Origin of the sequence: Streptomyces sp. NPDC101151, from assembly GCF_044768335.1 — a bacterium.
In the GTDB taxonomy this organism is placed as follows: domain Bacteria; phylum Actinomycetota; class Actinomycetes; order Streptomycetales; family Streptomycetaceae; genus Streptomyces.
This window is the reverse complement of sequence record NZ_JBIWPP010000005.1, coordinates 156,081-181,580: the sequence shown is the minus strand read 5'-3', so window position 1 is coordinate 181,580 and position 25,500 is coordinate 156,081. Positions and strand designations below refer to the sequence as shown.

General features: G+C 69.2%; 25 protein-coding genes, 2 tRNA genes and 1 pseudogene. 18 read left to right on the top strand and 10 right to left on the bottom strand.

Annotation, left to right across the window (positions count from 1 at the left end):
- Positions 1-102: 102 nt before the first annotated feature.
- Positions 103-651: a helix-turn-helix domain-containing protein gene (locus tag ACIRU3_RS11695; RefSeq protein ID WP_404054886.1), complete on the bottom strand. Its 549-nt coding sequence runs from the start codon at positions 649-651 to the stop codon at positions 103-105.
- 186 nt (positions 652-837) lie between these two features.
- Between ACIRU3_RS11695 and ACIRU3_RS11690 the strand changes: the two genes are divergently transcribed.
- Positions 838-910, top strand: a tRNA-Ala gene (locus ACIRU3_RS11690).
- Positions 911-990: 80 nt separating this feature from the next.
- Here ACIRU3_RS11690 and ACIRU3_RS11685 read toward each other — a convergent pair.
- The gene (locus tag ACIRU3_RS11685) at positions 991-1,692 is read right to left on the bottom strand and encodes a DUF5324 family protein (protein WP_404054883.1); all 702 of its coding nucleotides are present in this window, start codon (positions 1,690-1,692) and stop codon (positions 991-993) included.
- Positions 1,693-1,934: 242 nt separating this feature from the next.
- On the opposite strand from ACIRU3_RS11685, the gene ACIRU3_RS11680 reads away from it, so the two are divergent.
- A complete protein-coding gene (locus ACIRU3_RS11680; protein WP_404054881.1) occupies positions 1,935-2,468 on the top strand; it encodes a peptidylprolyl isomerase in 534 nt (177 codons plus the stop codon).
- 109 nt (positions 2,469-2,577) lie between these two features.
- Complete coding sequence (locus ACIRU3_RS11675) at positions 2,578-3,462, top strand: rhomboid family intramembrane serine protease (protein ID WP_404054878.1); 885 nt, start codon at positions 2,578-2,580, stop codon at positions 3,460-3,462.
- Between the two features lie 261 nt (positions 3,463-3,723).
- On the opposite strand, the gene crgA is transcribed toward ACIRU3_RS11675, so the two are convergent.
- A complete protein-coding gene (crgA, locus tag ACIRU3_RS11670) occupies positions 3,724-3,978 on the bottom strand; it encodes a cell division protein CrgA (protein ID WP_161298380.1) in 255 nt (84 codons plus the stop codon).
- Between the two features lie 139 nt (positions 3,979-4,117).
- Between crgA and ACIRU3_RS11665 the strand changes: the two genes are divergently transcribed.
- From ACIRU3_RS11665 to ACIRU3_RS11640, 6 genes are read left to right on the top strand one after another with little or no spacing between them, the layout of a single operon-like run.
- Positions 4,118-4,906 (top strand): DUF881 domain-containing protein, encoded by a 789-nt coding sequence (locus ACIRU3_RS11665; RefSeq protein ID WP_404054875.1) that lies wholly within the window; start codon positions 4,118-4,120, stop codon positions 4,904-4,906.
- A gap of 26 nt (positions 4,907-4,932) precedes the next feature.
- A complete protein-coding gene (locus ACIRU3_RS11660) occupies positions 4,933-5,622 on the top strand; it encodes a class E sortase (RefSeq protein WP_404054872.1) in 690 nt (229 codons plus the stop codon).
- A gap of 52 nt (positions 5,623-5,674) precedes the next feature.
- A complete protein-coding gene (locus ACIRU3_RS11655; RefSeq protein ID WP_404054869.1) occupies positions 5,675-5,836 on the top strand; it encodes a hypothetical protein in 162 nt (53 codons plus the stop codon).
- Entirely contained in the window at positions 5,833-6,471 is a 639-nt protein-coding gene (locus ACIRU3_RS11650) for an aminodeoxychorismate/anthranilate synthase component II (RefSeq protein ID WP_404054866.1), read from the top strand. The genes ACIRU3_RS11655 and ACIRU3_RS11650 overlap by 4 nt, the downstream gene beginning before the upstream one ends.
- Entirely contained in the window at positions 6,468-7,559 is a 1,092-nt protein-coding gene (locus tag ACIRU3_RS11645; protein ID WP_404054864.1) for a class E sortase, read from the top strand. Before ACIRU3_RS11650 ends, ACIRU3_RS11645 begins: the two co-directional genes overlap by 4 nt.
- A 13-nt stretch (positions 7,560-7,572) precedes the next feature.
- Positions 7,573-8,325, top strand: coding sequence for a class E sortase (locus ACIRU3_RS11640; protein ID WP_404054862.1), 753 nt, complete (start codon positions 7,573-7,575; stop codon positions 8,323-8,325).
- A 102-nt stretch (positions 8,326-8,427) separates the two neighbouring features.
- Here the strand turns inward: ACIRU3_RS11640 and ACIRU3_RS11635 are convergent, their stop codons facing one another.
- Entirely contained in the window at positions 8,428-9,225 is a 798-nt protein-coding gene (locus ACIRU3_RS11635; RefSeq protein WP_404054859.1) for a restriction endonuclease, read from the bottom strand.
- Between ACIRU3_RS11635 and ACIRU3_RS11630 the strand changes: the two are divergent.
- Positions 9,206-9,348: pseudogene (locus ACIRU3_RS11630) on the top strand (class E sortase); the annotation flags it as partial. The gene ACIRU3_RS11635 and the pseudogene ACIRU3_RS11630 overlap by 20 nt on opposite strands.
- A gap of 121 nt (positions 9,349-9,469) precedes the next feature.
- Here ACIRU3_RS11630 and pknB read toward each other — a convergent pair.
- The 6 genes from pknB to ACIRU3_RS11600 form a co-directional block, all read right to left on the bottom strand.
- Positions 9,470-11,455, bottom strand: coding sequence for a Stk1 family PASTA domain-containing Ser/Thr kinase (pknB, locus tag ACIRU3_RS11625; RefSeq protein ID WP_404054856.1), 1,986 nt, complete (start codon positions 11,453-11,455; stop codon positions 9,470-9,472).
- A 169-nt stretch (positions 11,456-11,624) separates the two neighbouring features.
- On the bottom strand, positions 11,625-13,106 hold the full coding sequence (locus ACIRU3_RS11620; protein WP_404054853.1) for a peptidoglycan D,D-transpeptidase FtsI family protein: 1,482 nt from the start codon (positions 13,104-13,106) through the stop codon (positions 11,625-11,627).
- Positions 13,103-14,551 carry an FtsW/RodA/SpoVE family cell cycle protein gene (locus ACIRU3_RS11615; protein ID WP_404054850.1) on the bottom strand — a complete coding sequence of 483 codons (1,449 nt, stop codon included), beginning with the start codon at positions 14,549-14,551 and terminating at the stop codon, positions 13,103-13,105. Before ACIRU3_RS11615 ends, ACIRU3_RS11620 begins: the two co-directional genes overlap by 4 nt.
- Positions 14,552-14,578: 27 nt before the next feature.
- Positions 14,579-16,126, bottom strand: a complete 1,548-nt coding sequence (locus ACIRU3_RS11610) for a Stp1/IreP family PP2C-type Ser/Thr phosphatase (protein WP_404055491.1) — start codon at positions 16,124-16,126, stop codon at positions 14,579-14,581.
- Between the two features lie 132 nt (positions 16,127-16,258).
- A complete protein-coding gene (locus tag ACIRU3_RS11605; protein WP_404054848.1) occupies positions 16,259-16,774 on the bottom strand; it encodes an FHA domain-containing protein in 516 nt (171 codons plus the stop codon).
- Between the two features lie 10 nt (positions 16,775-16,784).
- Complete coding sequence (locus tag ACIRU3_RS11600) at positions 16,785-17,642, bottom strand: FhaA domain-containing protein (RefSeq protein ID WP_404054845.1); 858 nt, start codon at positions 17,640-17,642, stop codon at positions 16,785-16,787.
- 386 nt (positions 17,643-18,028) lie between these two features.
- Between ACIRU3_RS11600 and ACIRU3_RS11595 the strand changes: the two genes are divergently transcribed.
- The 8 genes from ACIRU3_RS11595 to ACIRU3_RS11560 all read left to right on the top strand — a co-directional run bounded on the left by ACIRU3_RS11595 (position 18,029) and on the right by ACIRU3_RS11560 (position 25,487).
- A tRNA-Leu gene (locus ACIRU3_RS11595) sits at positions 18,029-18,112 on the top strand.
- Between the two features lie 401 nt (positions 18,113-18,513).
- Positions 18,514-19,272 (top strand): response regulator, encoded by a 759-nt coding sequence (locus ACIRU3_RS11590; RefSeq protein ID WP_404054842.1) that lies wholly within the window; start codon positions 18,514-18,516, stop codon positions 19,270-19,272.
- Positions 19,269-20,381, top strand: coding sequence for a sensor histidine kinase (locus ACIRU3_RS11585; RefSeq protein ID WP_404054840.1), 1,113 nt, complete (start codon positions 19,269-19,271; stop codon positions 20,379-20,381). Before ACIRU3_RS11590 ends, ACIRU3_RS11585 begins: the two co-directional genes overlap by 4 nt.
- Positions 20,382-20,927: 546 nt before the next feature.
- Entirely contained in the window at positions 20,928-21,626 is a 699-nt protein-coding gene (locus tag ACIRU3_RS11580; RefSeq protein ID WP_404054838.1) for a histidine phosphatase family protein, read from the top strand.
- A gap of 668 nt (positions 21,627-22,294) precedes the next feature.
- On the top strand, positions 22,295-23,728 hold the full coding sequence (locus ACIRU3_RS11575) for a DUF2252 domain-containing protein (protein WP_404054835.1): 1,434 nt from the start codon (positions 22,295-22,297) through the stop codon (positions 23,726-23,728).
- Between the two features lie 41 nt (positions 23,729-23,769).
- Positions 23,770-24,246 (top strand): hypothetical protein, encoded by a 477-nt coding sequence (locus tag ACIRU3_RS11570; RefSeq protein WP_404054832.1) that lies wholly within the window; start codon positions 23,770-23,772, stop codon positions 24,244-24,246.
- 49 nt (positions 24,247-24,295) lie between these two features.
- Positions 24,296-25,108, top strand: coding sequence for a hypothetical protein (locus ACIRU3_RS11565; RefSeq protein WP_404054829.1), 813 nt, complete (start codon positions 24,296-24,298; stop codon positions 25,106-25,108).
- A gap of 31 nt (positions 25,109-25,139) precedes the next feature.
- Complete coding sequence (locus ACIRU3_RS11560) at positions 25,140-25,487, top strand: rhodanese-like domain-containing protein (RefSeq protein WP_404054826.1); 348 nt, start codon at positions 25,140-25,142, stop codon at positions 25,485-25,487.
- Positions 25,488-25,500 lie beyond the last annotated feature (13 nt).

The following is a 25,500-nucleotide window of genomic DNA, read 5'->3' as shown; positions in this document are numbered from 1 at the left end:
CTCGCTTCCCCCTCCACCCCTCTACCCCCTGTGCCCTCTGTATCCCCCTCTTCCCCCCTCGGCCCGGCCCCGGACCCCCTCCGGGAAACCGGGCCGCGAGGGTCAGTTCTGGTGGGACTGGTAGTGCGCGACCGCGTCGGAGGTGCGGCCGGCGCCGTAGACCCGGAGGAACTCTGCCAGCTCGGGGTGGCTCGGGGCGAGCGCGTCGGCGGCATCGATGATGTCGCCGGCGGCGGCCACCGAGCGCAGCAGCGACTGGATCTCGCGCACCACGCGCTTGACCGTCGGCGCTCCCGAACTGCTCGTCGTCTGCGTCGTGTTGCTCAGCACGGATCCCCCCTGGGACTTCTTGATCTCGTCCATGCGGTCGGTCGCCTCGGCCGCACTGACACTGCCGTCAGCGACCTGGGCCGCCAGGTCCTGCAACAGCTGCACCCGCTGGACCACGGCGGGATTGCCGATCTTCGCGCGCTGGCCGCTCATCAGCTGCGACAGCATCGGGGCCGACAGGCCCAGAACCGCCGCGAGACGGGCCTGGTTGAGCCCGAGATCGTCGATGAGCTTACGGAAGAGCGCCCCCAGCGGCTCCCCGTACCAGTTCCGCTGCAGCTCCCGCGCTCTGGCGGTGGCTTCCTGCTGTGCGGCGTCCATTGCGTCTCCCCATCGCTTCCCCAAAAGAACCGCCGGTTCGCTGTAGCGAACCACGTCGAGCATCTTACGGAGAGTGGTCATCCGCGGGGACCCCCAATCTTTTTGCGGGATACGGGGGGTGACCCGGTACTCTGGTCTGCGGCGCCAGCCGGAACGCGAGATCTCCGGCCGACGTCACCCATTCCCGGGGCCTTAGCTCAGTTGGTAGAGCGCCGTCTTTGCATGGCGGATGTCAGGGGTTCGACTCCCCTAGGCTCCACCCAGAAAACCCCATCTGACCAGCGGAAACGCTGTCAGATGGGGTTCTTTTCGTCCGACACCCGGGCGGTGCCGGACGGCTCACTCCTTGTCGTCGCGGTCCGCGGCCTCGTCCTCGGCCTGCTTCGCCTGGACCTCCGGGTCCAGTACCGCGCCGCCGCTGCCGTCCACCGAGCTCAGCCGGCCCGATTCCGGCACCTCCGTCGCGGCCGGCGGCTCCACCAGCCAGTCGGGGTTGGCCTGCTTGTCCCACCACTTCCAGGCACAGAAGGCACCGCCCGCCACCAGGCCGAGCAGCGCCAGCACCTTGAAGGCACGGCCGGCCCGGCAGCGCCGCTCGTTGCGGTGGGCCAGCTTCTGGATGTCCTGCGCCGAGACATGGCCGCGCAGCGCGACCAGCGCCGCCGCACCCCGCGCGGCGGCCTCGTCGGCCACCGGTCCGGCCACGGCCACGGCCTGCTCGATCCTCGGACGTGAATAGTCGGCCGCCTGCCGGGCAGCCTTGCGGGTCAGGACGGCTGCCTCGTGCGCGGCCAGGTCCACCTTCGGCGGCACATGCGCACGGGCCTGCTCCAGACGAGGAGCGAGCCGGGCGTCGTACTGCTCGCGGGCCTGTTCGGCGGCCTGAGACACCACGGGTGCCAGCCGTACGCGTGCCTCCTGCGCGTAATACGCGGCACGCTCCTTGGCCGTGTCGGCGTAGGGCGCCACCACTTCCGCGGCGTGCAGCACGCTGTCCTTCGCCGAGCCGGTCGCGGCGCGCACGCTGTCGATGCGGGTCACGGGTTCCTCCTCCTCGGTGGCGTACGGTAATTCGACTTTCCACCCTTTTACGGATCATGCCTGCCAACAGTCTGCGCGGCATGCGAGGGCGGGCATATGGGTGCAACAAGGGCTTCCCGACGACACTGCCACGAATCACCGCCGCGCGCTCCCTTCGCGGAGGAACTCAATGCGGCCGGGCGTCGCCCGTGCCGGGCCGTGCGAGGATCTGGGGGTCACACGAGGACAACGGAAGGCAGACCGTGGCCGAGCAGCTCTACGCCACCCTGAAGACCAACCATGGCGCCATCGAGATCCGGTTGTTCCCGAACCACGCGCCCAAGACGGTCAGGAACTTCGTCGAACTCGCTCAGGGTGAGCGTGAGTGGACGCACCCCGGTACCGGTGCGGTGAGCCAGGACAAGCTCTACGACGGCACGGTCTTCCACCGGATCATCAGCGGCTTCATGATCCAGGGCGGCGACCCGCTGGGCACCGGCATCGGCGGCCCCGGATACGAGTTCGAGGACGAGTTCCACCCGGACCTGTCCTTCAACAGGCCGTACCTGCTCGCCATGGCCAACGCCGGCCCGCGCACCAACGGCTCGCAGTTCTTCATCACGGTCTCCCCGACCGTCTGGCTGAACCGCAAGCACACCATCTTCGGCGAGATCACCGACCCGGCCAGCCAGAAGGTCGTGGACACCATCGCCGCCGTGCCGACCACCCTGCCGAACAACCGGCCGGTCGACGACGTCGTCATCGAGGCGGTCGTCGTCGAGAAGCGCCAGAGCTGAGCCCACCGCCCCCGACCGTCCGCAGGGAACCAAACGCCCCGCTCGTCCGTATGGAAGAGCGGGGCGGGGTATGTGCCGGGTGACAGGCCACGACCAGCAAGGGGATCTCATGGACCAGGCCGAAGGCAGCACGCAGGACGCCAAGAGCCTGCCCATGTGCTACCGGCACCCGGACCGCGAGACCGGCGTGCAATGCACCCGCTGCGAGCGCCCCATCTGCCCCGAATGCATGGTCAGCGCCTCGGTCGGCTTCCAGTGCCCCGAATGCGTCCGCGGCGGCTCCGGCGCCGGGCACGCCCCGGCCGCCTCCCGGCCGCGTACGGTCGCGGGCGGGACGGTCACGGCGGACCCGAGGCTGGTCACCAAGATTCTCATCGGGATCAACATCGCCGTGTTCATCGCGGTGCAGGCGAAAAGCTCGCTGCTCAACGACCTGGTCCTCATCGGCGAGTGGCCCCCGAAGCCCTACCAGGCGACCATGGGCGTCGCCGAGGGCGAGTGGTACCGCTTCGTGACCTCGATGTTCACGCACGAGGCGATCTGGCACATCGCCTTCAACATGCTCAGCCTGTGGTGGATCGGCGGCCCGCTCGAAGCGGCTCTCGGCCGGGCCCGCTATCTGGCGCTGTACTTCGTCTCCGGACTGGCCGGAGGGGCCCTGACGTATCTGCTGGCGGGCCCGTCCACGGCCTCGCTCGGCGCCTCCGGCGCGATCTTCGGCCTCTTCGGTGCCACGGCGGTGCTGATGCGCCGACTCAACTACGACATGCGCCCGGTCATCGCCCTGCTGGTGATCAACCTGATCATCACCTTCGGCTGGGGCAGCATCGCCTGGCAGGCTCACATCGGCGGCCTCGTCGCCGGTGTCGTCACCGGCTACGCCATGGTCCACGCTCCGCGGGAGAGGCGAGCGCTGATCCAGTACGGCACCTGTGCGCTGGTCCTGGCCGTGGTGGTGGTCCTGACGCTGGTCAGGACCGCTCAGCTCACCTGATACCGAAACGTTGTCCACAGCGTGTGGCGGATCTTGTGCATACGGTGCGGGAACAGCTGTGCCCCCTGTCGCTCGGATGTGTTTCCGCAGGTCGGACAGGGGGCGAACGGGTGTATGAGGGCCGGTAGGGCAGTCACACCGGCGTCAACGGCCGATGAGTTATCCACAGATCGTAGTCTTTTCCCCAGGGGGATGTGGACAGGCCATCGAGGCTGTGGATAACTCAGCGAACAGCCGTGGGCAGAGCTGCTCGGGGCCGCGCTACTTCCACTGGGTGGAGACACCGAACCCGGCGGCGATGAAGCCGAAGCCGACCACGATGTTCCAGTTGTCCAGGCTGTCGATCGGCAGCGAGCCGTCGGTCACGTAGAACACGACGATCCAGGCCAGGCCGATGAGGAACATGGCCAGCATGACGGGCGCGACCCAGGCGCGGTTGGTGAGCTTGATGGCCTGAGCCTGCTTCGCGGGCGGCGGCGTGAAATCAGCCTTCTTGCGGATACGTGACTTCGGCACGAGGGTCTCTCCTGTCGATGCGCTGCGTGGCCGCGCAGGTAATGGGTCGGTCCGGGGCAGCGTACAAGGGGACACTTAGCGCTCCCCCGGGCGTCCGTTAGCGTAGTGCTTCCGCGGCGCCGAAGGAGATAAGGGTACGTTGAGCAATTCTGCCGACTCCCCCGGGACGGGATCAACGGGTTCCGGCCCTGCGCGTGGGCTGCGCTTCCGTCCGGTGCGGATTCTCACCGTGGCCGTCTTCGCGCTCGCCGGGCTCATCTTCTTCACCAGCTTCAACACGGCCAAGGGCACCGACATCCGCACCGACGCCTCCCTGCTGAAGCTGTCCGACCTGATCCAGGAGCGCAGCCACAAGAACAAGGAGCTGGACGAGTCCAACGCGGCCCTGCGCGGCAACGTGGAGTCGCTCGCCGAGAGCGACGACGGGAGCACCAAGGCCCAGGACGAGAAGCTCAGCGGGCTGGAGAAGAGCGCGGGCACCGAGAAGGTCACGGGCAAGGCGCTCACCGTCACCCTCAACGACGCCCCGCCGAACGCGACCGCCAAGCTCCCCGGCTACCCCGAGCCGCAGCCCGACTACCTGGTCATCCACCAGCAGGATCTGCAGGCCGTGGTCAATGCCCTGTGGCAGGGCGGGGCCAAGGGCATCAAGGTCATGGACCAGCGGCTGATCTCCACCAGCGCGGTGCGCTGCGTCGGGAACACCCTGATCCTCCAGGGCCGCGTCTACTCGCCGCCGTACAAGATCACCGCGGTCGGGGACCCCGGCACGCTGCGGCAGGCGCTCGCCGCGAGCAAGGCGATCCAGACCTACATGGTGTACGTCAACGTCTACGGCCTCGGCTGGAAAGTCGCCGAGGACGGGACGGTGACTCTGCCGGGCTACTCGGGCACAGTGGATCTGCACTACGCGAAGCCCGTGGAGTAAGCGCAGGTCCCCGTCAGGAGCCGCCGGTGCGCGTGATCGTCAGGACCGTCAGCGAACTGTGCATCACCGTCGGCACCCTGATCGTGCTCTTCGTCGTCTACGTGCTGTTCTGGACGGGCGTGCAGGCCGACGGCGTCATGAGCGACCAGATCGACCAGCTGCACCAGCAGTGGTCGAAGGGGAACGTGGGGTCCACGGCCAAAGGCACCGGGGCCTCCGCGAGCGAGGCGAAGCCGGCGGCGTACCGCTACGGCAGGCCTTTCGCGATCATGTACATCCCGCGGTTCGGTTTCACGTGGAACAAGCCGGTGCTGCAGGGCACCGGCACGGACGTACTGAAGAAGGGACTGGCCCACTACGCCGGGACGGCCCGGCTCGGCCAGGAGGGCAATTTCGCGGTCGCCGGCCACCGGCGCACCTACGGCGACCCCTTCAAGGACTTCCCGCGGCTGCGGCCGGGCGACGCGGTGGTGCTCACGGACGGAACGACCTGGTTCACGTATCGGATCGACAAAGGGCCCTACAAAACCGTTCCGACCGACGTTGAGGTGATCGACCCTGTGCCACGTAAGTCGGGGTACACGCGTCCGGGCCGGTATCTGACGCTGACCACGTGCGATCCGGAATGGGGGCACAGTCACCGGCTGATCGTCTGGGCGCACCTGGACTCCACACAGCCTGTGGAGACAGGCGAACCGAGGGCTCTACGCCGTTAGTCTGGTGCAGTACGGCGTGAGTCAGGTGCCGTGGGGATACGGAAGGAACGGCATGTACGGCTGGATCTGGCGGCATCTGCCGGGGAACGCGTGGGTGAGGGCGCTGATCTCACTCGTCCTGCTCCTGGCCATGGTCTACGTCCTCTTCCAGTACGTCTTCCCGTGGGCCGAACCGCTGCTGCCCTTCAACGATGTGACGGTGGACAACCAGTGAGCGCGCGGATTCTCGTCGTCGACAACTACGACAGCTTCGTCTTCAACCTGGTCCAGTACCTGTACCAGCTGGGTGCCGAGTGCGAGGTGCTGCGCAACGACGAGGTGTCGACGGCACACGCCCAGGACGGTTTCGACGGCGTGCTGCTCTCGCCCGGCCCGGGTACGCCGGAGGAGGCGGGCGTGTGCGTGGACATGGTCCGCCACTGCGCCTCGACCGGGGTGCCGGTGTTCGGGGTGTGCCTGGGCATGCAGTCGATGCAGGTGGCGTACGGCGGTGTGGTGGACCGGGCGCCCGAGCTGCTGCACGGCAAGACCTCCCTGGTGGAGCACGAGGGCACGGGCGTCTTCGCCGGGCTGCCCTCGCCCTTCACGGCGACCCGCTACCACTCGCTGGCCGCCGAGCCGGCCACCGTCCCGGCGGAGCTGGAGGTCACGGCCCGTACGCACGACGGGATCATCATGGGCTTGCGCCACCGGGAACTTCCGGTCGAGGGAGTGCAGTTCCATCCCGAGTCGGTGCTGACCGAGCACGGGCACCGGATGCTGGCCAACTGGCTGGTTCAGTGCGGCTACCAGGATGCCGTGGCGAGGTCGGCGGGGCTCGCCCCGGTGGTGGGCAGGGCCACGGCGTGACCGCGCTGCGCCCGGAGCGCGAGGACTTGTACGGCGAGACGCCGTACGAGTCCTACGGCCGTGCGCCGTATGCGGGCGCGGGCGACCCCTCCACGGCGCGGATGCCGCCGGTCCCGGCGATGGACGAGCAGGCGACGACCCTGCTGCCGCCGGCGGACGACGAGACGATGGCGCTGCGGATCCCCGATGCACCTCCGGGGAGCGAGGCCGTACGCGCCTCTCGCGCCTCTTCGGCCTCCTCTGCCACTGGAACCACGCCGGGCGGCCGTGCGGCCCGCAGAAAGGCCGCCAAGCGGCGCGGTGGGCGCCATGGCGGCGCCCGGGAGGCGGCGAGTGCGGCGCGCACCTCGTCGGAGTCCGGTCCGCAGCGGCCGCTCTCCCGTGTCGAGGCCCGGCGTCAGGCGCGCCTGCGCAAGCCGAGTCCGGGCGTGCTCGCGAGCCGTGCGATCGGCGAGATGTTCATCACCACCGGCGTCCTGATGCTGCTGTTCGTCACCTACCAGCTGTGGTGGACGAACGTGCGCGCGCACGCCCAGGCGGGCAGCGAGACGCACCAGCTGCAGGACGACTGGGCCAGTGGCAAGCGCAGCCCCGGAGTGTTCGAGCCGGGGCAGGGCTTCGCGATCCTGCACATCCCCGAGCTGGACGTGGTGGCGCCGATCGCGGAGGGCGTCAGCAACAAGCGGGTCCTCGACAAGGGCATGGTCGGGCACTACGGCGAGGGCACGCTGAAGACGGCGATGCCGGACGCCAGGACCGGCAACTTCGGACTGGCCGCGCACCGCAACACGCACGGCGAGCCGTTCCGCTACATCAACAAGCTCAAGCCCGGCGACCCGGTCGTGGTCGAGACGCAGGACAAGTACTTCGTGTACAAGGTGACCTCGACGCTGCCGGTGACCCCGCCGTCCAACACCGGTGTGCTGAATCCGATCCCCAGAGGATCGGGTTTCACCGAACCGGGCCGGTACATCACCCTCACCACCTGCACGCCGGAGTTCACCAGCAAGTACCGGCTGATCGTCTGGGGCAAGATGGTCGAGGAACGCCCGCGCAGCAAGGGCAAGCCGGACGCGCTCATCGAGTAAGGGCAGAGGAACAGTGGCAGGGACCGCCGACGACACCGAAGAGCACACAGCCACGTCCGACGCGGCACCCACCCCGCGCCGACGGCGCCCCGGCAGGATCGCCCTGGCGGTCAGCGTCTTCGGTGAACTCCTGATCACGGCCGGTGTGTTGCTCGGCCTGTTCGTCGTCTACTCGCTCTGGTGGACGAACGTCATAGCGGACCGCAAGGCGGACAGACAGGCCGACAAGGTCCGTGACCACTGGGCCCGGAACACCGACTCGGGCCCCGGCGCGCTGAACACCAAGGACGGCATCGGCTTCCTGCATGTGCCGTCGATGAAGAACGGCGTGGTGCTGGTCGAGAAGGGCACGGGGACGGGCGTCCTGAACGACGGGGTGGCCGGCTACTACACGGACCCCGTCAAGGCGGCCCTCCCCATCACGGGCAAGGACGGCAATTTCTCCCTCGCCGCCCACCGGGACGGCCACGGCGCGAAGTTCCACAACATCGACAAGGTGAAGAAGGGCGACCCGATCGTCTTCGAGACGAAGGACGACTGGTACGTCTACAAGGTCTACTCGATCCTTCCCGAGACCTCGAAGTACAACGTCAAGGTCCTGTCGCCGGTCCCCAAGGAGTCCGGCAAGAAGAAGCCGGGCCACTACATCACGCTGACGACGTGCACACCGGTCTATACGAGCGAGTACCGGTATGTGGTGTGGGGAGAGCTGGTCCGCGTGGAGAAGGTGGACAGCGAGCGGACTCTGCCGAAGGAGATTCGCTGAGGCGACAGACCTCCTTCGAGGAGGAGAGTCGCCCGACATGACGGAGGTCCGAAGCCGCAACTACCCTTATGCGGCTTCGGGCCTCTTTTGGCCAGCCCGTACCTATTCCAGGATCTTCAGCGGTTCCCCGGCGCTCCGTGCCTCCAGCACCCCTCGGTGTACGGCGGTGATGCCCGCCTCGGCGGCGAGCTGTCCATGGCCGCCATGACTCCGGCGGCGGGGCCGGTCGTCTCGTACCCCTTCGAGCCTCTGCAGCCTGGCGTGGTGCTGGTGGAGCCGGCGCCCGATGCGCTGGACTCCGGCCAGCAGGGCGATCAGTTCTTTGCGGTGTTCGCCCGACGTTTCGATCAGGGCGTTGAACATCGGCACGACGGTCTTGCCGAGGATGTGGGTGATGCGTTGGTCGATTCGGTCGTCGAGGGAGGTGGTGTCTGTGGGGACGGAGTCATCCACAGGCCGTGTACGCGCCAGGTACTCCATGTCGAGAAGGTACGTGCGTACCTGACGGGCGACTTCGCTGTCGCGGAGGAGCATGGCGATGGTGAGGACGGCTCGACGGGAGTAGAGAGCCAGGCTCGATCGAGGCTGTGGATAACTTCCCGGATGGCGTGACAGGACGGCACGCTTAAATTCTGCGAGGTCACGGTCTTGCAGCGTCACCATGCCGTTGCAGGCGAGCTCTTCGCGGTGCCGTGCCTTGAGCTGTCGGATCGCCTCTACGGCGACGCCGAAATACGCCGCCACCATCGCCGTCGTCACATGCATCCCGTCCGGCAGCAGCGACAGTGCCTTGACGCTGTCGAGTACGTCAGTCCGCTCCAGCACGCTGTCGCGCAGGGTCTTGAAGACACGATCGGCAGGAGTACTGCAGTGCGATCGCGGCGCGAAGTTCCACACCATCGGCAGGGTGAGGAAGGGGACCCGATCGCCTTCGAGACGAAGGACGAGTGGTCCGTCCACAAGGTCCTCTCGATCTTTCCTGAGACCTCGAAGCACAACGTCAAGGTCCGTGTCGTCGTCCCCGCGCCGCGGGTTCCATGGGTGCCCCGCATCCACAGATGGGCCCCTGCCGGAAGATGCTCCGGCAGGGGCCCACTCGTCTGGTGACGGTCAACCGCCGGCGACGGCCGGCGGCAGGTGTCGGTCAGCCGCCGGTGCCACCGAAGATGTTGGTGCCGCCGTTGTTGCCGCCGTTGTTGCCGCCCTGCCCGACGGTGACCAGGTCGACGGACGAGCCCGCCTGGACCGGGCTGCCCTGGACCGGGGTCGACGTGAAGACGATCGCGTTGTCGTCCTGCGAGCCGGTGATGTTGCCGACCTGCAGACCTGCCTGCTGAAGCAGGGCCTTGGCGTCCTTCAGCTTCTGGCCCTGGATGTTCGGCACCTGCGTCTGCTGCTGGCCCTGGACCTTGCCGACGTTGATCACCACATTGGTGTTCTTGGAGACCTCCTGGCCCGCCGCAGGGTTGGTCGAGAGGACCTTGCCCTCGTCGTCGGGGTTGGTGGTGGGGGTGTCGTTGCAGGTGGGCACCAGACCCTTGGCCTGCAGCGCCGCCTTCGCCTCGTCACAGGTCTGGCCGGTGACGTCGGGGACCGCGATCTTCTCCTCGGCCTTGGCGACCGTGAGGGTGATCGTGGTGCCCTTCTGCTTCTCCACGCCGCCTTCGGGGTTCTGGGCCGTGACGACGCCCGGCGTCTGGGTGGACACCTCGGTCTTCTTGTCGACCTCGAAGCCCTTCGCCTTCAGCTGGGCCTCGGCCTTGTCGTACTGGATGCCGCGGACATCCGGTACGAGGACCTTGGGCGCACCCGTCGACACCACCAGCGTGATCGTGTCGTTCTTCTTCACGTCCGTGCCCGGCCTGGGGTCCTGGGAGCAGACGTTGCCCTTCGGCTGGTTGGCGCACGGCTTGCGCGTGGGCTCAGCCAGTTTCAGGTCCGAGTTGACGGCCATCTTCTGGGCGGTGGCGTAGCTGTTGCCGACGAAGTTCGGGGCCTTGAACGTCTCGTCCGTGTTCTTCCCGCTGACCGCCCACTTCCCGATCAGGATCGCGCCGATCAGGACCAGGATGCCGGCGACCACCAGGAGGATCGTGGAGGTGTTGCTCTTCTTCTGCTGGCGGCGGCGGTCGGGGCGGTCGTCGTAGCCGTAGCCGCCGTCGTCCGGGTTCATCGGCGGGAGCATGGAGGTGGCTCCCGCGCCGGCGTCCGGGCGCATGGCCGTCGTCGGCTGGTCGTCGGGGTAGCCGACGTAGCCGACCGCGCCCATCGCGGCCGTGGCCGCGACCGGCTGGCCGTCGAGGCAGGCCTCGATGTCGGCGCGCATCTCGTCGGCCGACTGGTACCGATAGTTCGGGTCCTTGACCAGCGCCTTCAGGACGATGGCGTCCATCTCGGGCGTGATCTCGGGATCGAAGACGCTCGGGGCCTGCGGCTCCTCGCGGACGTGCTGGTAGGCCACGGCCACGGGGGAGTCGCCGACGAACGGCGGGCGGACGGTCAGCAGCTCGTAGAGGAGGCAACCGGTCGAATACAGGTCCGACCGTGCGTCGACCTGCTCGCCCTTCGCCTGCTCCGGAGACAGGTACTGGGCCGTGCCGATGACCGCGGCGGTCTGGGTCATGGTCATGCCGGAGTCGCCCATGGCCCGGGCGATGCCGAAGTCCATCACCTTGACCTGGCCGTTGCGCGTCAGCATGACGTTCGCCGGCTTGATGTCGCGGTGGACGATGCCGTTGCGGTGGGCGTACTCCAGGCCTTGGAGGATGCCGACGGTCATCTCCATCGCCCGCTCGGGCAGGAGCTTGCGGCCGGAGTGGAGCAGCTCACGGAGCGTGGAACCGTCCACGTACTCCATCACGATGTACGGGATCGAGACCCCGTCGATGTAGTCCTCGCCCGTGTCGTAGACCGCGACGATCGCGGGATGGTTGAGCGAGGCGGCCGACTGGGCCTCCCGGCGGAACCGGGCCTGGAAGGAAGGGTCGCGCGCGAGGTCAGCGCGCAGCGTCTTCACCGCCACGGTGCGGCCGAGCCGGGTGTCGTGCGCGAGGTAGACCTCGGCCATGCCACCACGGCCGAGCACCTGGCCCAGCTCGTACCGGCCGCCGAGGCGACGCGGCTCTTCCATAGCTACCTACCAGCCCTCTCCGTCGGTCCCGGCCGTCACGTGTGTGTCGCCGGAGGCTGCCGTCCGGGCCTACCGTACCCGGCTCTCTTTGTGTGACCTGGCCAAGCCCGTAACCCGATACAGGACCGGTATCGCAACGTGCACCGATGTGAAGGGGACGTGTGCAGGGTCACTTCTTGGAGCTGATGACCGCCTCCATGACGTTCTTCGCGATCGGCGCGGCCAGACCGCCACCGGAGATGTCGTCGCGGTTGGCGCTCTCGTCCTCGATGACCACGGCCACGGCGACCGGCGAGCTGCCGTCGCTGAGCTTGGCGTACGAGATGAACCACGCGTACGGGTTCTCGCTGTTCGCCACACCGTGCTGGGCGGTGCCGGTCTTGCCGCCGACGGTGACGCCGCCGCCGATCTGGGCCCTCGTACCGGTGCCCTGCTTGACGACCGTCTCCATCATGTCCTGCAGGATCTGCGCGTTCTCCGGCGACAGCGGCCGGCTCATCTCCTTCGGCTCGGTCTTCTCGACCGGGTCGAGGTTGGAGGACCGCAGCTCGTCGACCATGTACGGCTTCATCAGCTTGCCGTCGTTGGCGACGGCCGAGGCGACCATGGCCATCTGCAGCGGGGTGGCCGCGGTGTTGTACTGGCCGATGGAGGACAGAGCGGTCTGCGACTGGTTCATGTTGTCGGAGAAGACCGAGGCGTTGGAGCGGATCGGGGTGAACTGCTCGGCGTCGAAGCCGAACTTCTTCGCTTCCTCGAGCATCTTGTCGCTGCCGAGGTCGGAGCCGATCTTGCCGAAGACGGTGTTGCAGGAGATCCGCAGCGCCTCGCGCATGTCGACGTTCTTGCAGCGGATGCTGCCCTCGTTCTTCAGCTCGGTGTGCGTGCCCGGCATGGTCCACGGCTGCGGCGAGTCGGTCGGCTCGTCGGCCGAGGTGTACTTGCCGTTCTCCAGCGCGGCCGCGGCCGTGACCACCTTGAAGGTGGAGCCCGGCGGGTAGGTCTCGCGCAGCGCCCGGTTCAGCATCGGGTCGGCCGGGTTGTTCTTCTTCTGGAGCTTGGTCCAGTTCTTGGAGTCCACGTCGGTGGAGTTGCCCGCGAAGGACGAGGGGTCGTACGACGGGTAGGAGGCCAGCGCCAGGATCTTGCCGGTGGACGGCTCGAGGGCGACCACGGCACCCTTGCCGCCGCGGCTCTTGAGGCCGTTGAACGCCGCCTTCTGCGCGGCCGCGTTGAGCGTGGTGACGACGTCGCCGCCCTGCTTCGGCTTGCCCGTGATCATGTCGAGGGTGTTGCGGAAGAAGAGCCGGTCGTCGTTGCCGGTGAGGATGCCGTCGTTGATCTTCTCGAGCTGGCTGCTGTCGAAGGCCTGCGAGGAGTAGCCGGTGACCGGGGCCCACATGGACCCGTCCTTGTAGGTGCGCTTGTACTTGAAGTCGCCGCTCTTGGACTCGACCGAGCCGGTTATCGGGTCGCCGTCGACGATGATGTCGCCCCGCGGGTTCGCGTACCGCTCGATGGCGACGCGGCGGTTGTCGGAGTCGGTGCGAAGCGAGTCGGCCTTGAGGTACTGGAGCCAGTTGTCACGGATCAACAGGGCCAGGACGAGGAGGCCGCAGAAGATCGCGATCCGGCGCAGGGGCTTGTTCATGACGGGCGGACCACCTGGGTCATCTCGGCGTCGGGGTTTGCGGCGGGGGCGGGCGCCGGGCGGCGGGCGGTGTCGCTGATGCGGATCAGGATGCCGATCAGCGCCCAGTTGGCGATCACGGAGGAACCGCCGTAGGCGAGGAACGGCATCGTCATACCGGTCAGCGGGATGAGGCCCATGACACCGCCGGCCACGACGAACACCTGCAGCGCGAAGGCGCCGGACAGGCCGATGGCGAGCAGCTTGCCGAACGGGTCGCGGGCGGCGAGGGCGGTGCGCACGCCGCGCTCCACGATCAGGCCGTAGATCAGCAGGATCGCCATGATGCCGGCCAGGCCCAGCTCCTCGCCGAAGGTGGCGAGGATGAAGTCGGAGTTGGCGGCGAACCGGATCAGCTCGGAGTGGCCCTGGCCCCAGCCGGTACCGAGGGTGCCACCGGAGCCGAACGCCCACAGGGCCTGCATGGCCTGCTCGGAGTGGAGGATGCCGTCGCTGCTTCCGCTGCGGCTGAGCTTGTACTCGCGGTACGGGTCGAGCCAGGCCTGCACACGCGTCTGGATGTGCGGCTCGAAACTGGCCACGCCGACGGCGCCGGCCGCGGACATCAGCAGACCGAAGACGATCCAGCTGGTCCGCTCGGTGGCGACGTACAGCATGATCACGAACATGCCGAAGAACAGCAGCGACGTACCGAGGTCGGTCTCGAAGACCAGGATGAGGATCGAGATCGCCCAGACCACCAGGATCGGGCCGAGGTCGCGGCCGCGCGGCAGGTACAGGCCCATGAAGCGGCGGCTGGCGAGGGCGAGCGCGTCCCGCTTGACCATCAGGTAGCCCGCGAAGAACACCGCGAGCACGATCTTGGCGAACTCACCGGGCTGGATGGTGAAGCTGCCGATCTGGATCCAGATCTTGGCGCCGTAGACATTCGCACCGAGGCCCGGGACCAGCGGGAGCAGCAGCAGGAACAGCGCGGCCGCCATGGAGATGTAGGTGTAGCGCTGCAGGGTGCGGTGGTCCTTCAGGAAGATCAGCGCGGCGACGAACAGGGCGATGCCCATCGCGGTGTAGATCAGCTGGTTGGTCGCCTTGCCTCCGGCCACGCCGAGGCCCTGCAGCAGCTTGGACTGGTCCAGGCGCCAGATGGCGACCAGGCCGAGTCCGTTGAGCAGGGTGGCCAGGGGCAGCAGCAGCGGGTCGGCGTACGGGGCGAACTTCCGTACGACGAGATGGGCGATGCCGGCCAGCAGGCCGAGGCCCAGACCGTAGGCCAGCAGGCCCGCGGGCACCTGGTCGTCGAGGGCCAGGCCCACGTTGGCGTAGGCGAACACCGGGATGACCACGGCGAAGATCAGCAGGGCCAGCTCGGTGTTGCGTCGGCTCGGGGCACCGATCGCGCCGATCGTGGACGTGTGGTGCGTCGGCGAATTCGAAGTACTGCTCATCGTGTGACAGGGCCTCTCACGGCTTGCCTACTGCTTGCCGCACTGATCGACGACCTTCTGCTCATCCTCGGAGAGGCTGGGGCCGGGGCGGGGAGTGGCGGTCGCGGGCGGGGTCGGGGACTTGGACGAGGGAGACGACTGCGACGCCGACGGGTTCGGCGTCGGTGATGCCTTGGACGAGAAGGAGGTACGGGTGGTTCCCGTGGTGCCTCCGGCCTCGCCCTGGCCCGTCTTGGCGTTCTTGTCGGTCTCCGCGGCCGTGCGTTCCGCCTGCTTCTTGCAGGCGGAGGCCTGCACGGACAGTGCCTCGATCTTCGTGCGGGCCTGCTGCAGTCCACCTGCGGCGATCGTGTTCTTGACCTGCTTCTGCTGGTAGGGCGGCAGGTACTTGAGTTCGATCTCGGGGTGGTCGTTCTCCACCTTTGACAGCGACACCCAGGCCAGGTCCTGGCTGATGCCGCGGTACAGCGCCACGTGCTCGCCGTTGGTGCCCACGTAGTACTGCGTCTGCGTCCAGCGGTAACCACCGTAGAGACCGCCGCCGATGATCGCGAGGGCGAGGCAGCCGTACAGCGACCGCTTCAGCCACTTGCGGCCCTTGCGCGGCTTGACGAAGTCCTCGTCGGTGTAGTCGCCGAAGCCGCCGGCGGGCACATAGCCGGTGGTGTCGCCGGAGCCGGGCGGGCCGAACTCGCCGCCGCCGCCCTGTCCGCGGCCCTGGCGGCCCAGGTGGGAGGCGCGGCCGGCCGGGGTCTGCATGATGCCGTTGTCGTGCAGGTGGTGCTGGTTCTCCGCGACGGCGCCGACCACGACCGGGGTGTCGGACAGCTGCCCGGCGAGGGTGTCACCGGTGTCCAGGTCCAGGACGTCGGCGATGATGAGGGTGATGTTGTCGGGGCCGCCGCCGCGCAGCGCGAGCTGGATCAGCTCCTGCACGGTCTCCTGCGGGCCCTGGTAGCTGGCGAGCGTCTCCTCCATCGTCTGATGGGAGACGACGCCCGACAGGCCGTCGGAGCAGATCAGATAGCGGTCGCCGGCCCGGACCTCGCGGATCGACAGATCGGGTTCGACGTGGTCGCCGCTGCCCAGGGCGCGCATCAGCAGGGCGCGCTGCGGGTGGGTGATGGCCTCTTCCTCGGTGATCCGGCCCTCGTCGACGAGCCGCTGCACCCAGGTGTGGTCCTGGGTGATCTGGGTCAGCACGCCGTCACGGAGCAGATACGCCCGGGAGTCGCCGATGTGGACGAGCCCGAGCCGCTGACCGGTCCAGAGCAGGGCGGTGAGCGTGGTGCCCATGCCCTCCAGCTGGGGGTCCTCCTCGACCATGGTGCGCAGCTGGTCGTTGGCGCGCTGCACGGCGTCGCCGAGAGAGGTGAGGATGTCGGAGCCGGGCACGTCGTCGTCGAGCGTGACCAGGGTGGAGATGACCTCGGAGGAGGCGACCTCGCCGGCCGCCTGGCCTCCCATGCCGTCGGCGATGGCGAGCAGGCGCGGACCGGCGTAACCGGAGTCCTCGTTGCCCTCCCGGATCATGCCTTTGTGCGATCCGGCGGCGAAGCGCAGTGACAGACTCATGCGCACCTCGCCCGTCGGCTCCGGGTACAGCCGGTCGTGTCGCGCCACACTGCCCACCCTCCGGTCGGGAGCGCGCCGGAGACCAGGGTGCGGCCTGCCGCTGCGTGCTCGCTCCGCTCGCTCATTGTCGTACTACTTCCGCAGCTCGATGACGGTTTTGCCGATGCGGATCGGCGCGCCCAGCGGGATCGGTGTGGGGGTCGTCAGCCGGGACCGGTCCAGGTAGGTGCCGTTGGTGGATCCGAGATCCTCGACGATCCACTGGCCGTCGCGGTCCGGGTAGATCCTGGCATGGCGGCTGGAGGCGTAGTCGTCGTCCAGCACGATCGTGGAGTCGTGCGCCCGGCCCAGAGTGATGGTCTGGCCCTGCAGCGCGACGGTGGTGCCGGTCAGTGTGCCTTCGCTCACGACCAGCTTGGTGGGGGCGTTACGACGCTGCCGGCCGCCGCCCTGCTGGCCCCGCTGCTGCGGAGGCGCGGACTGCTGCCGGGCCGCCTGCTGCGGACGCGCGGCCTCCCTACGCGATCCGCGCTGGGTGACGCGCGTACCGAACAGGTCGCTGCGGATGACCTGCACGGCCACGATCACGAACAGCCACAGTACGGCCAGGAAACCCAGCCGCATGACCGTGAGGGTCAGCTCTGACATTGCCCCCGCTTCACCCTTCGGCTTGCCGGTAAATGATGGTGGTGCTGCCCACGACGATCCGCGAGCCGTCGCGGAGCGTAGCGCGGGTGGTGTGCTGCCCGTCCACCACGATGCCGTTGGTGGACCCGAGATCCTGGATCGTCGAGGGCGTTCCGGTCCGGATCTCACAGTGCCGGCGGGAGACGCCGGGGTCGTCGATCCGCACGTCGGCCTCGGTGCTGCGGCCCAGCACCAGCGTCGGGCGGGAGATCTGGTGGCGGGCGCCGTTGATCTCGATCCAGTAGCGGGTGCGTCCGCCGCTCGCCGGAGCGGCTGCGGGCCGCTGGCCGGCGGGCTGAGGGTAACCGTAACCGCCGGGGCGGGCGCCGGGCGGCGGCGCGGACGGCATCGGAGGAGCTCCGGCGGGAGCGGCCGGCGGGTAGCCGTAGCCGCCCGGGGCGCCCTGGCCGGGGCGGCCGGCCGGAGCGGCCGGGGCCGCGCCCTGCTGGCCGGCGGAGGAGGCGAGGGTGCGCGAGCGCACCCGGTACAGGCCGGTGTCGAGATCGTCGGCCTTCTCCAGGTTGACCTTGATCGGGCCCATGAAGGTGTACCGCTGCTGCTTGGCGTAGTCGCGCACCATGCCGGCCAGCTCGTCGCCGAGCTGCCCGGAGTAGGGGCTGAGGCGCTCGTGGTCCGGCGCGCTCAGCTCCACGATGAAGTCGTTGGGGACGACCGTGCGGTCGCGGTTCCAGATGGTGGCGTTGTTGTCGCACTCCCGCTGGAGCGCACCGGCGATCTCCACGGGCTGGACCTCGGACTTGAAGACCTTGGCGAAGGTGCCGTTGACCAGACCTTCGAGACGCTGCTCGAACTTCTTCAGGACTCCCATGGGGCACCTCCTTCGTCGCTGCCGCTCTACCTTGCCCTGCTCTGTGCCGCTGTCTTGCCCGGTACTGCCTACTGATCGTATCTACGCGCCCGGCAATCAGCCGGTTCCCCCAGCGGCTGCCCTTCGAACTCCTCTGGCAAGGATCGTAGAGGCGGGTGAGGACCAGTGTCCCGCACTGGGCTGTGGACCCGGTCCGCCTCCTGGGGAGATGACCGGGACCGGTACGAGGTTGATACGTGAACCTGCACTCCTTGATACGTGAGCGGGCAGTAGGACGGGTCCTGGCGGGCGGAAAGGCATGTGAACCCACCCCGTACGGCGTGCTAATGTTCTGGATGTCGGAAGGGGCCAGCCCACAAGGGCAGAAGCCGGAAGACACACCCAATGCGCGGGTGGCGGAATAGGCAGACGCGCTGGATTCAGGTTCCAGTGCCCGCAAGGGCGTGGGGGTTCAACTCCCCCCTCGCGCACAGAGAAACCGTGGAACGGGTCTCTGCCAGTGACGGAAGTCACGGCAGGGGCCCGTTTCTCGTTGTGTCCGGGTTTGTGAGGGATCGCACAGCCCAGGGCGGGCGTAGCCGGTCCGTTCCGGTGAGCTATGTCACGGACGCGACCGGCTGTATCTGTCCGGGGGTGCCGGGCACGACGCGGCGGGGTACAGGCGGCGGAGTGTCGGCCGAAGACCGCCGGGCGGCGGGCCAAGTCGACGCCAGCCGCCCTTGCGGAGGCACCCCGCGGACGTGGTCGGCGCCACCCCCTCCGACCGGCTGGGGCCACGCCGCCAACCGGCGGGAATTCCGTCCCGGGCGCCCAGGCAGAGCTCCCGCAGGGGTACGCATCGAACAGCGGGCACGCGAGGAGCGGAGCGCAGGTGATCCGGGTACTGGTGGTCGATGACGAAGCCTTGATCCGCACGGGCTTCACGCACATTCTCAACGCGGCGGACGACATCGAGGTCGTCGCGGCGGTACCCGGAGGCCAGGCCGTGCGCACGGTGCGGGAGCTGCTGCCCGACGTCGTCCTGCTCGACATCCGGATGCCGGACGTGGACGGGCTCACCATCCTGGCCGACCTCCGCGGCATGCCACACGCCCCGGTGGTCGCCATGCTCACCACGTTCGACGCCGACGAATACGTGGCGACCGCCCTGCGTTCGGGCGCCGCCGGATTCCTGCTCAAGGACACCGACCCCGAGCAGCTTCCCCACCTTGTGCGCACCCTGGCCAAGGGCGGGACCGTGCTGTCGTCGAAGGTCACCCGCCTGGTGGTCGACGGCTACCTCGACCACAGCGTCCGCGAGCCCAGCGCCGTCCGCCTCACCGGCCGGCTGACCGAGCGCGAGCGCGCCGTCCTCGTCCTCATGGCCCAAGGACTCGCCAACACCGATATCGGCGAACGGCTGCACCTGAGCACCGGCACCGTCAAAGGCCATGTCACCAACGTGCTCGGCAAACTGCAGGTCAGCAGCCGCCTCCAGGCGGCGCTGATCGCCGAGCGCGCGGGTCTGCTCGCTCCGTCGCAGGACGAGCCGTCACGGAACGAGCGGTCGCAGGACGAGCGGTCGCGGGACGAGCCGTTGCGGAACGAGCCGCCCCAGGATGAGCCGTCGCAGGGCGAGGGCTCCCGGTGAGCTCCCGACGGCCGCCGGCTCTGCTGCTCGACATCGTCCTTGTCGGGCTGGCGCTGGTGGACACATGGATTCATGTCGATGTCGCGGATCAACCCGCCGCCGCCTGCGCGCTGCTCGGCGCCCTCGCTCTCGTACTGCGGCGCCACCGGCCCCTGACGACCTTCGTCCTCACACTCCCCACCGCCCTGATCACCGACGCGGTGGTGGCCCCCATGGTCGCGCTGTACACGCTCTCCTCACTCAGCCGCCACCGGGTCCTGCTGGGCGGCTGCGCGCTGATCTACGCGGTCGCCGACTTCCTGCCCTGGCCGTGGTCCTCCCTCGACGCCACCGAACTGTCCCAGACGAACACCCTGTTCCACCTCAGCTACACCCTGGCCACCGCTGCAGCTCCCGTCTTCCTGGGCCAACTCGTCCAGGCCCGACGCGAACTCTCCCTGCGGCTCGCCGACATCACCGAGGCCCGCGAGCACGAACGGCTCCTCACCGCCCAGAGCGTTCTGGCAAAGGAACGCGCACAACTTGCCCGGGAGATGCACGACGTGGTCTCCCACCAGGTCAGTCTCATCGCCGTACAGGCGGGAGCACTCCAGGTGGGCAGCCAGGACGCCGAAACGAGGCAGGCTGCCGCCACGATCCGCCGCCTCAGCGTGCAGACCCTGGACGAACTGCGGCACATGGTCAGCGTGCTGCGTGCCTCCGGCAGCAGGCCCACGGAACTCACCCCCCAGCCCTCCCTCGCCGATCTGGAGCGCCTCGTCGACGCCAGCGGCATCGAAGCGCGCCTGGAGACCGACCTGCCCGACGAGCTTCCGCCCACCGTCCAGCGCGCCGTGTACCGCACCGTCCAGGAAGCGTTGACCAACGTCCGCAAACACGCGCCCGGCGCCACCGTGACCGTCCGCATCCACTACCAGGACGGAGCCGTCCGTACCACCGTCACCAACACCGCCCCCACCCGGCGCGCGTTCGCCCTGCCGAGCGCCCACCAGGGCCTCGTCGGCCTGGCCCAACGAGCCGAGCTGCTCGGCGGCACGGTCACATCCGGTCCTACGGACCAAGGGGGCTACGAGCTCTGCCTGGAACTGCCCGTCGAGCGGAACCGGTGAGCTTCCACCGTGGCGAGGACGTCTGCGCGGAGGTGAAGAGGCAGGCGGGGCGCGAGGAGGTCGGCATGGCCGTGGCTATGGCGATGGCGACGGCTATGGCTATGGGCATGGGCATGGCTGGCGGCCTGTGGTGTCGGGTGGACCCTGGCCCCAGGCGGGCGCCGGGAGAGGCGTAGGCAGAAGGCACCGGGCAGAGGGCGCCGGCCCGGGGGCGCAGGGAGGACCGAATGCCGTATCCGGCCGGGTGGCCGGGGTGGACCAGCCGGTCGGCGGGGTGGTTCCGGACACCTGACGGATGTTGCAGCGGGAGGCTCTCGCCGACCCTGGAGTACATGAGTCACGACGTGGCGTCTGCCGTTCCACCCACTTCCGGGGCGGCCGGCTGCTCTGTCTCATGCTCGCCTTCGAAAATGCGGTTGAACGGTGTGGATCCGGCCGAACGGCACGGATCCGGCACGCGGTCTGCGCTCTGGTGATCCTGGGCGTGACCGCTGTCCGGTCTCACACCATCCGGAGGCGTGCCGGGCCAAGAAGGAGGTCAGCCTCATGACGATCCGCCTGACGTTTGTGTGTGCGCCCGGCGGTGACGCCACCCGGGATCCACTCCTCGGTGACGCTCCCCTGAGCGAGCGCAGCCTGCGCAAGGCCGGTGCAGCGGGAGCAGCGCTCCCTCCCTACGGGCCCGCTGTCCGGGCGCCCTCGATCCGTTGCTCGCAGACCGCCGACGCCCTGGGCCTGGCGACCGTGTCCGAGCCTGCGCTGCGCGATCTCGACGTCGGCACATGGTGCGGTCGCACCGTCGGTGACGTCGCCGCGACGGATCCCCACGGCTTCACCGCCTGGCTCACGGACCCCGATGCCGCGCCACACGAAGGTGAGTCGGTACGCCGGCTCTGCCGCCGCACGGCGCACTGGCTGCGCAGCCTGGGGCCCGAGACGGGCCACGCCGTGGCTGTCACCGAAACGGCCGTCGTCCGGGCCGTGCTCATCCATGCCCTGGGCCTGCCGGCAAGAGCCTTCTGGCATCTGCCCGTGCCCCCGCTGTCCGCGGTCTGCCTCACCTGGCGAGGTGACTGCTGGGACGTGCGGAACGGCTACGTCACTCCGCGGGAGACCCGGCGATGGTTCCTCCCGGGATCAACGACGCTCGTCCACGCGGACAGTGATCAGTGCCTGGCGGCCCACCTGGGCAGCGGCAAGCGATCAAGTTCGCACCGGGAAACAGTCTTCGCCAGCTGCGGGTAGGCCCTGACCAGCGCATTTCGTCGGTTCCCCCGCAGAACATGCAGACAGAGACTTTCCTGTTCTGCCCATGGTCGTGAGGCATCGCACAGCTCGATCGAGCCGTGCGATGCCGCATGCTGCCGCGGCGCGTGAGTCATGTCACGGCGGGGCCGTCCCGATGAGGGCGTCTCCGTTTGGGGCGTCCGCGTGGGGAGTCTCCGCCGCGGGGTGTCCGCGTGGGGAGTCTCCATCGTGGGGCGTCCGCGTGGGGCGTTTCCGTCGTGGGGCGTCTCCGCGTGGGGCGGGCACGACGGTGCAGCCGACCAGCGTCCACGGGCGGCGAAGCCGAAGCACCCCCCCACGGACCTGACCGGCCGGTCCAGACCCTGCCCGGAGCGGTGCTCCGGATCCCCCTCACCACGGTGAGTCAAGCGCAGGCGCGGCCGCGGCGTGGCCGCAGGCGTGCCCACGTCGAACGGCGGTCGGAGGATTCGCGGAAGGTGGTCGGGGGGAGTGGTCGGGGGGATTCGAAGCACCTTCGATGCCCGAGGTCGCCGGGGGTTCCGAGGTTTTCCACAGGCGCCGAGTTGTCCACAGGGTCTGACGCCTTTCGGCCACCGGTTGTACGGTCTGCACGAGCTGATCCACGTGTGAGCGTGGACGCGGTGTGTTCGGGGGAGGCGGTCACAGTGACCGAAGCCGGTGCTGGAGTGGCGGAAACGACCGAGGAGGCGGCAGCACGCCGGCTGCCGCCGGTACGTGGATTCGCCGACCGGCGCCCGTACGGCTCGCCCAAGGAAGAAGGCAAGGCGCTCCGGGCGAGCGTGCCGCGCGGCACGCACCGCACCCTCGACCTGGACGGCTCCCGCCCGGACGCGGTCAGCGCCGTGGAGGAGTCCAACGCCGGCCGCATCCCCGAGCTGACGCCGATACGGGTGGGCCGGATGGCCGCCACACCCTTCGCCTTCCTGCGCGGCTCGGCCGGGCTCATGGCATACGACCTGGCCCGCACCCCCATGACCAGGATCGGCACCCAGATATGCGGCGACGCACACGCGGCCAACTTCGGCCTGTACGGAGACGCCCGCGGCGGCCTCGTCATCGACCTCAACGACTTCGACGAGACCGCGCACGGCCCCTGGGAGTGGGACCTGAAACGGCTCGCCGCCTCACTGGTGCTGGCCGGGCGCGAGGCGGGCGCCGACGAGGACACCTGCCGCAAGGCCGCCCAGGACACGGCCGGCGCCTACCGGCGCACCATGCGGCTGCTCGCCAAGCTGCCGGTGCTCGACGCCTGGAACGCCATCGCGGACGAGGAACTGGTCTCCCACACCGACGCCCACGACCTGCTCGGCACCCTGGAACGGGTCTCGGAGAAGGCGCGCGCCAACACCAGCGGCCGGTTCGCTGCCAAGTCGACCGAGGAGACCGCGGACGGCGGACGGCGCTTCGTCGACGCACCGCCCGTGCTGCGCCGCGTCCCGGACGCCGAGGCAGCCGCCGTGGCAGCGTCCCTGGAGCCGTATGTGACGACGCTCTCCGAGGACCGGCTCCCCCTGCTGGCCCGGCACGCCGTGCACGACGTGGCCTTCCGGGTCGTCGGCACGGGCAGCGTGGGCACACGGTCGTACGTCGTGCTCCTCCTGGACCACCGCGGTCAGCCACTGGTGCTCCAGGTGAAGGAGGCCCGCCCCTCGGCGCTCGTCCCGCACCTGGCCACGGCCGGAATCGAGGCACCGCCCGTCGAGCACGAAGGACGCCGGGTGGTCCTCGGACAGAAGCGGATGCAGGTGGTCAGCGACATCCTGCTGGGCTGGACGACGGTCGACGGGCGGCCCTTCCAGGTGCGCCAGTTCCGCAACCGCAAGGGCAGCGTAGACCCGGCAGCCCTCGCCGCCGACCAGGTCGACGACTACGGCCGCATGACCGGCGCCCTGCTGGCCCGCGCCCACGCCCACAGCGCCGACCCGCGCCTGATCGCCGGCTACTGCGGCAAGAACGAGGAGCTGGACGAGGCCATGGCCGACTTCGCCGTCGCCTACGCCGACCGCACCGAAGCGGACCACGCGGAGCTGGTGGCGGCGGTGCGGTCCGGGCGCCTCGCGGCCGAGACGGGCGTGTGACGGCGGATGCGGGGGACCGAGCGGGCCGAGGTGGTGGTGAAGTGAGGTACGTCGAGCTGACCGGCGGCGAGGGCGAGGAACCGGCCTTCATCGACCCCCGGCCCTACCTCGCCCGGCTGCCCGCGCTCGCGCACGAACTGCCGCCGGGCGCCCGCGCGTTCGCCACCGACCGCGGACACTACGACATCGGTGGCAAGCGCTGCGTGAAGGACCTCCGGCCGGTCCAGGTGCACCGCACCCGAGACGGCGACATCGAGATCCGCTTCCGGCACAACTGCTTCACACACGACGAGGACCTCGTCGTCCGCTACACCGGCGTCTCCCGCTTCCAGTCGGACGTCCTGGGCGTGTGCGACCCGGCCTCCCTCGGCGATGTGATCCTCGACGAGATCCTCCCGCACCCCGGCGGCTGCACCCACGAGCTGGCCTGCCGGCCCGGCACCCTCGTGGTCGCCTGCCGGGACCTGGAGGCCGAGTGGGTACCGGCCGACTGCCCGGACGCCGCCCCGGACAGCTGAGCCCGTCCGTCACCGCCGACAGGTTTCGGCCGTGGCCTACGCTGGTCAGGTGACGACCCCGGAAGCTGAGCAGTCCCAGGCACCGCGGCCCGAAGAACGGCTGGAGAAAGCCGTGAGGGCCGCCGAGCAGGCGTTGATCGAATACGAGATCGCCGTGGAGACGTTCCGCGTCGAGGTCGAGAACTTCTCCCGGCTCCACGAGCAGAGACTCGGCCCGCTCTACTCCCGCATCGAGGAGCTGGACGCGCAGATCGCCGAGGCGAAGGCCGCCCGCACCGGCGACCCCGAGGACGTCCGCCGCGCCGAGGAGGCCCGCGCCCGCGTGCTGCCGATCCCCGGCGTCGAGGAAATGCTGAACGGCTGGATGGACGGCGACGGCCTCTTCCCGGAGGCCGCCGCCATGCTCACCGGCCAGGCGGTACGACCCCCCGAGCGGGTACGGCCCAGCGAGGAGGCCCGCAGGCTCTACCGCGAGCTGGCCCGCAAGGCCCACCCCGACCTCGCACAGGAGGAAGAGGAACAGCAGCGGCGCGAGGAGTTCATCACCCGCGTCAACGCCGCCTACGCCCGCGGCGACGAGAAGCTCCTCGCGGAACTGGCCGAGGAATGGGCGGCCGGCCCGGTACCGCCCGAGCGCCGCCCGAGCCGCGCCGAAGAGCTGTACGTCCGCCTCGAATGGCTCGCCCAGCGCAAGGAACTGCTCACGCTCGTCGCCCGCGAACTCGAGGACGGCGCGATCGCCGGCATGCTGCGCCTGGCCCCCGACGACCCCGACGCCCTCCTCGAAGAGATCGCCGACCGGCTGCGCGCCGACATCGGACAGCGCGAAGCCCAGCTGGCGGGCCTGCTGGGCCAAGGGTGAAGCACCGCGTCCTTCAGGTAGCGTCGGAACCATGAGTTTCGGAGCTGTTGTGCCCACGGTCGAGGTCGCGGACCTCAAGGACGGCGACTTCCTGCTGGACGTCCGCGAGGACGAGGAGTGGGAGGCGGGCCACGCCGAGAGGGCCCTGCACATCCCCATGAGCGACTTCGTGGCCCGCTACGGCGAGCTGACCGAGGCGGCCCCCCAGGACGGCCGCGTGAACGTGATCTGCCGCTCCGGCGGCCGCTCCGCCCAGGTCGCCATGTACCTGATCCAGCAGGGCATCGACGCCGTGAACGTGGCCGGCGGCATGCAGGTCTGGGAAGCCGCCGGCCGGCCCTTGGTCACCGGCGCCGGGGCGCCCGGCACCGTCGTCTAGCCCGTCAGCGACG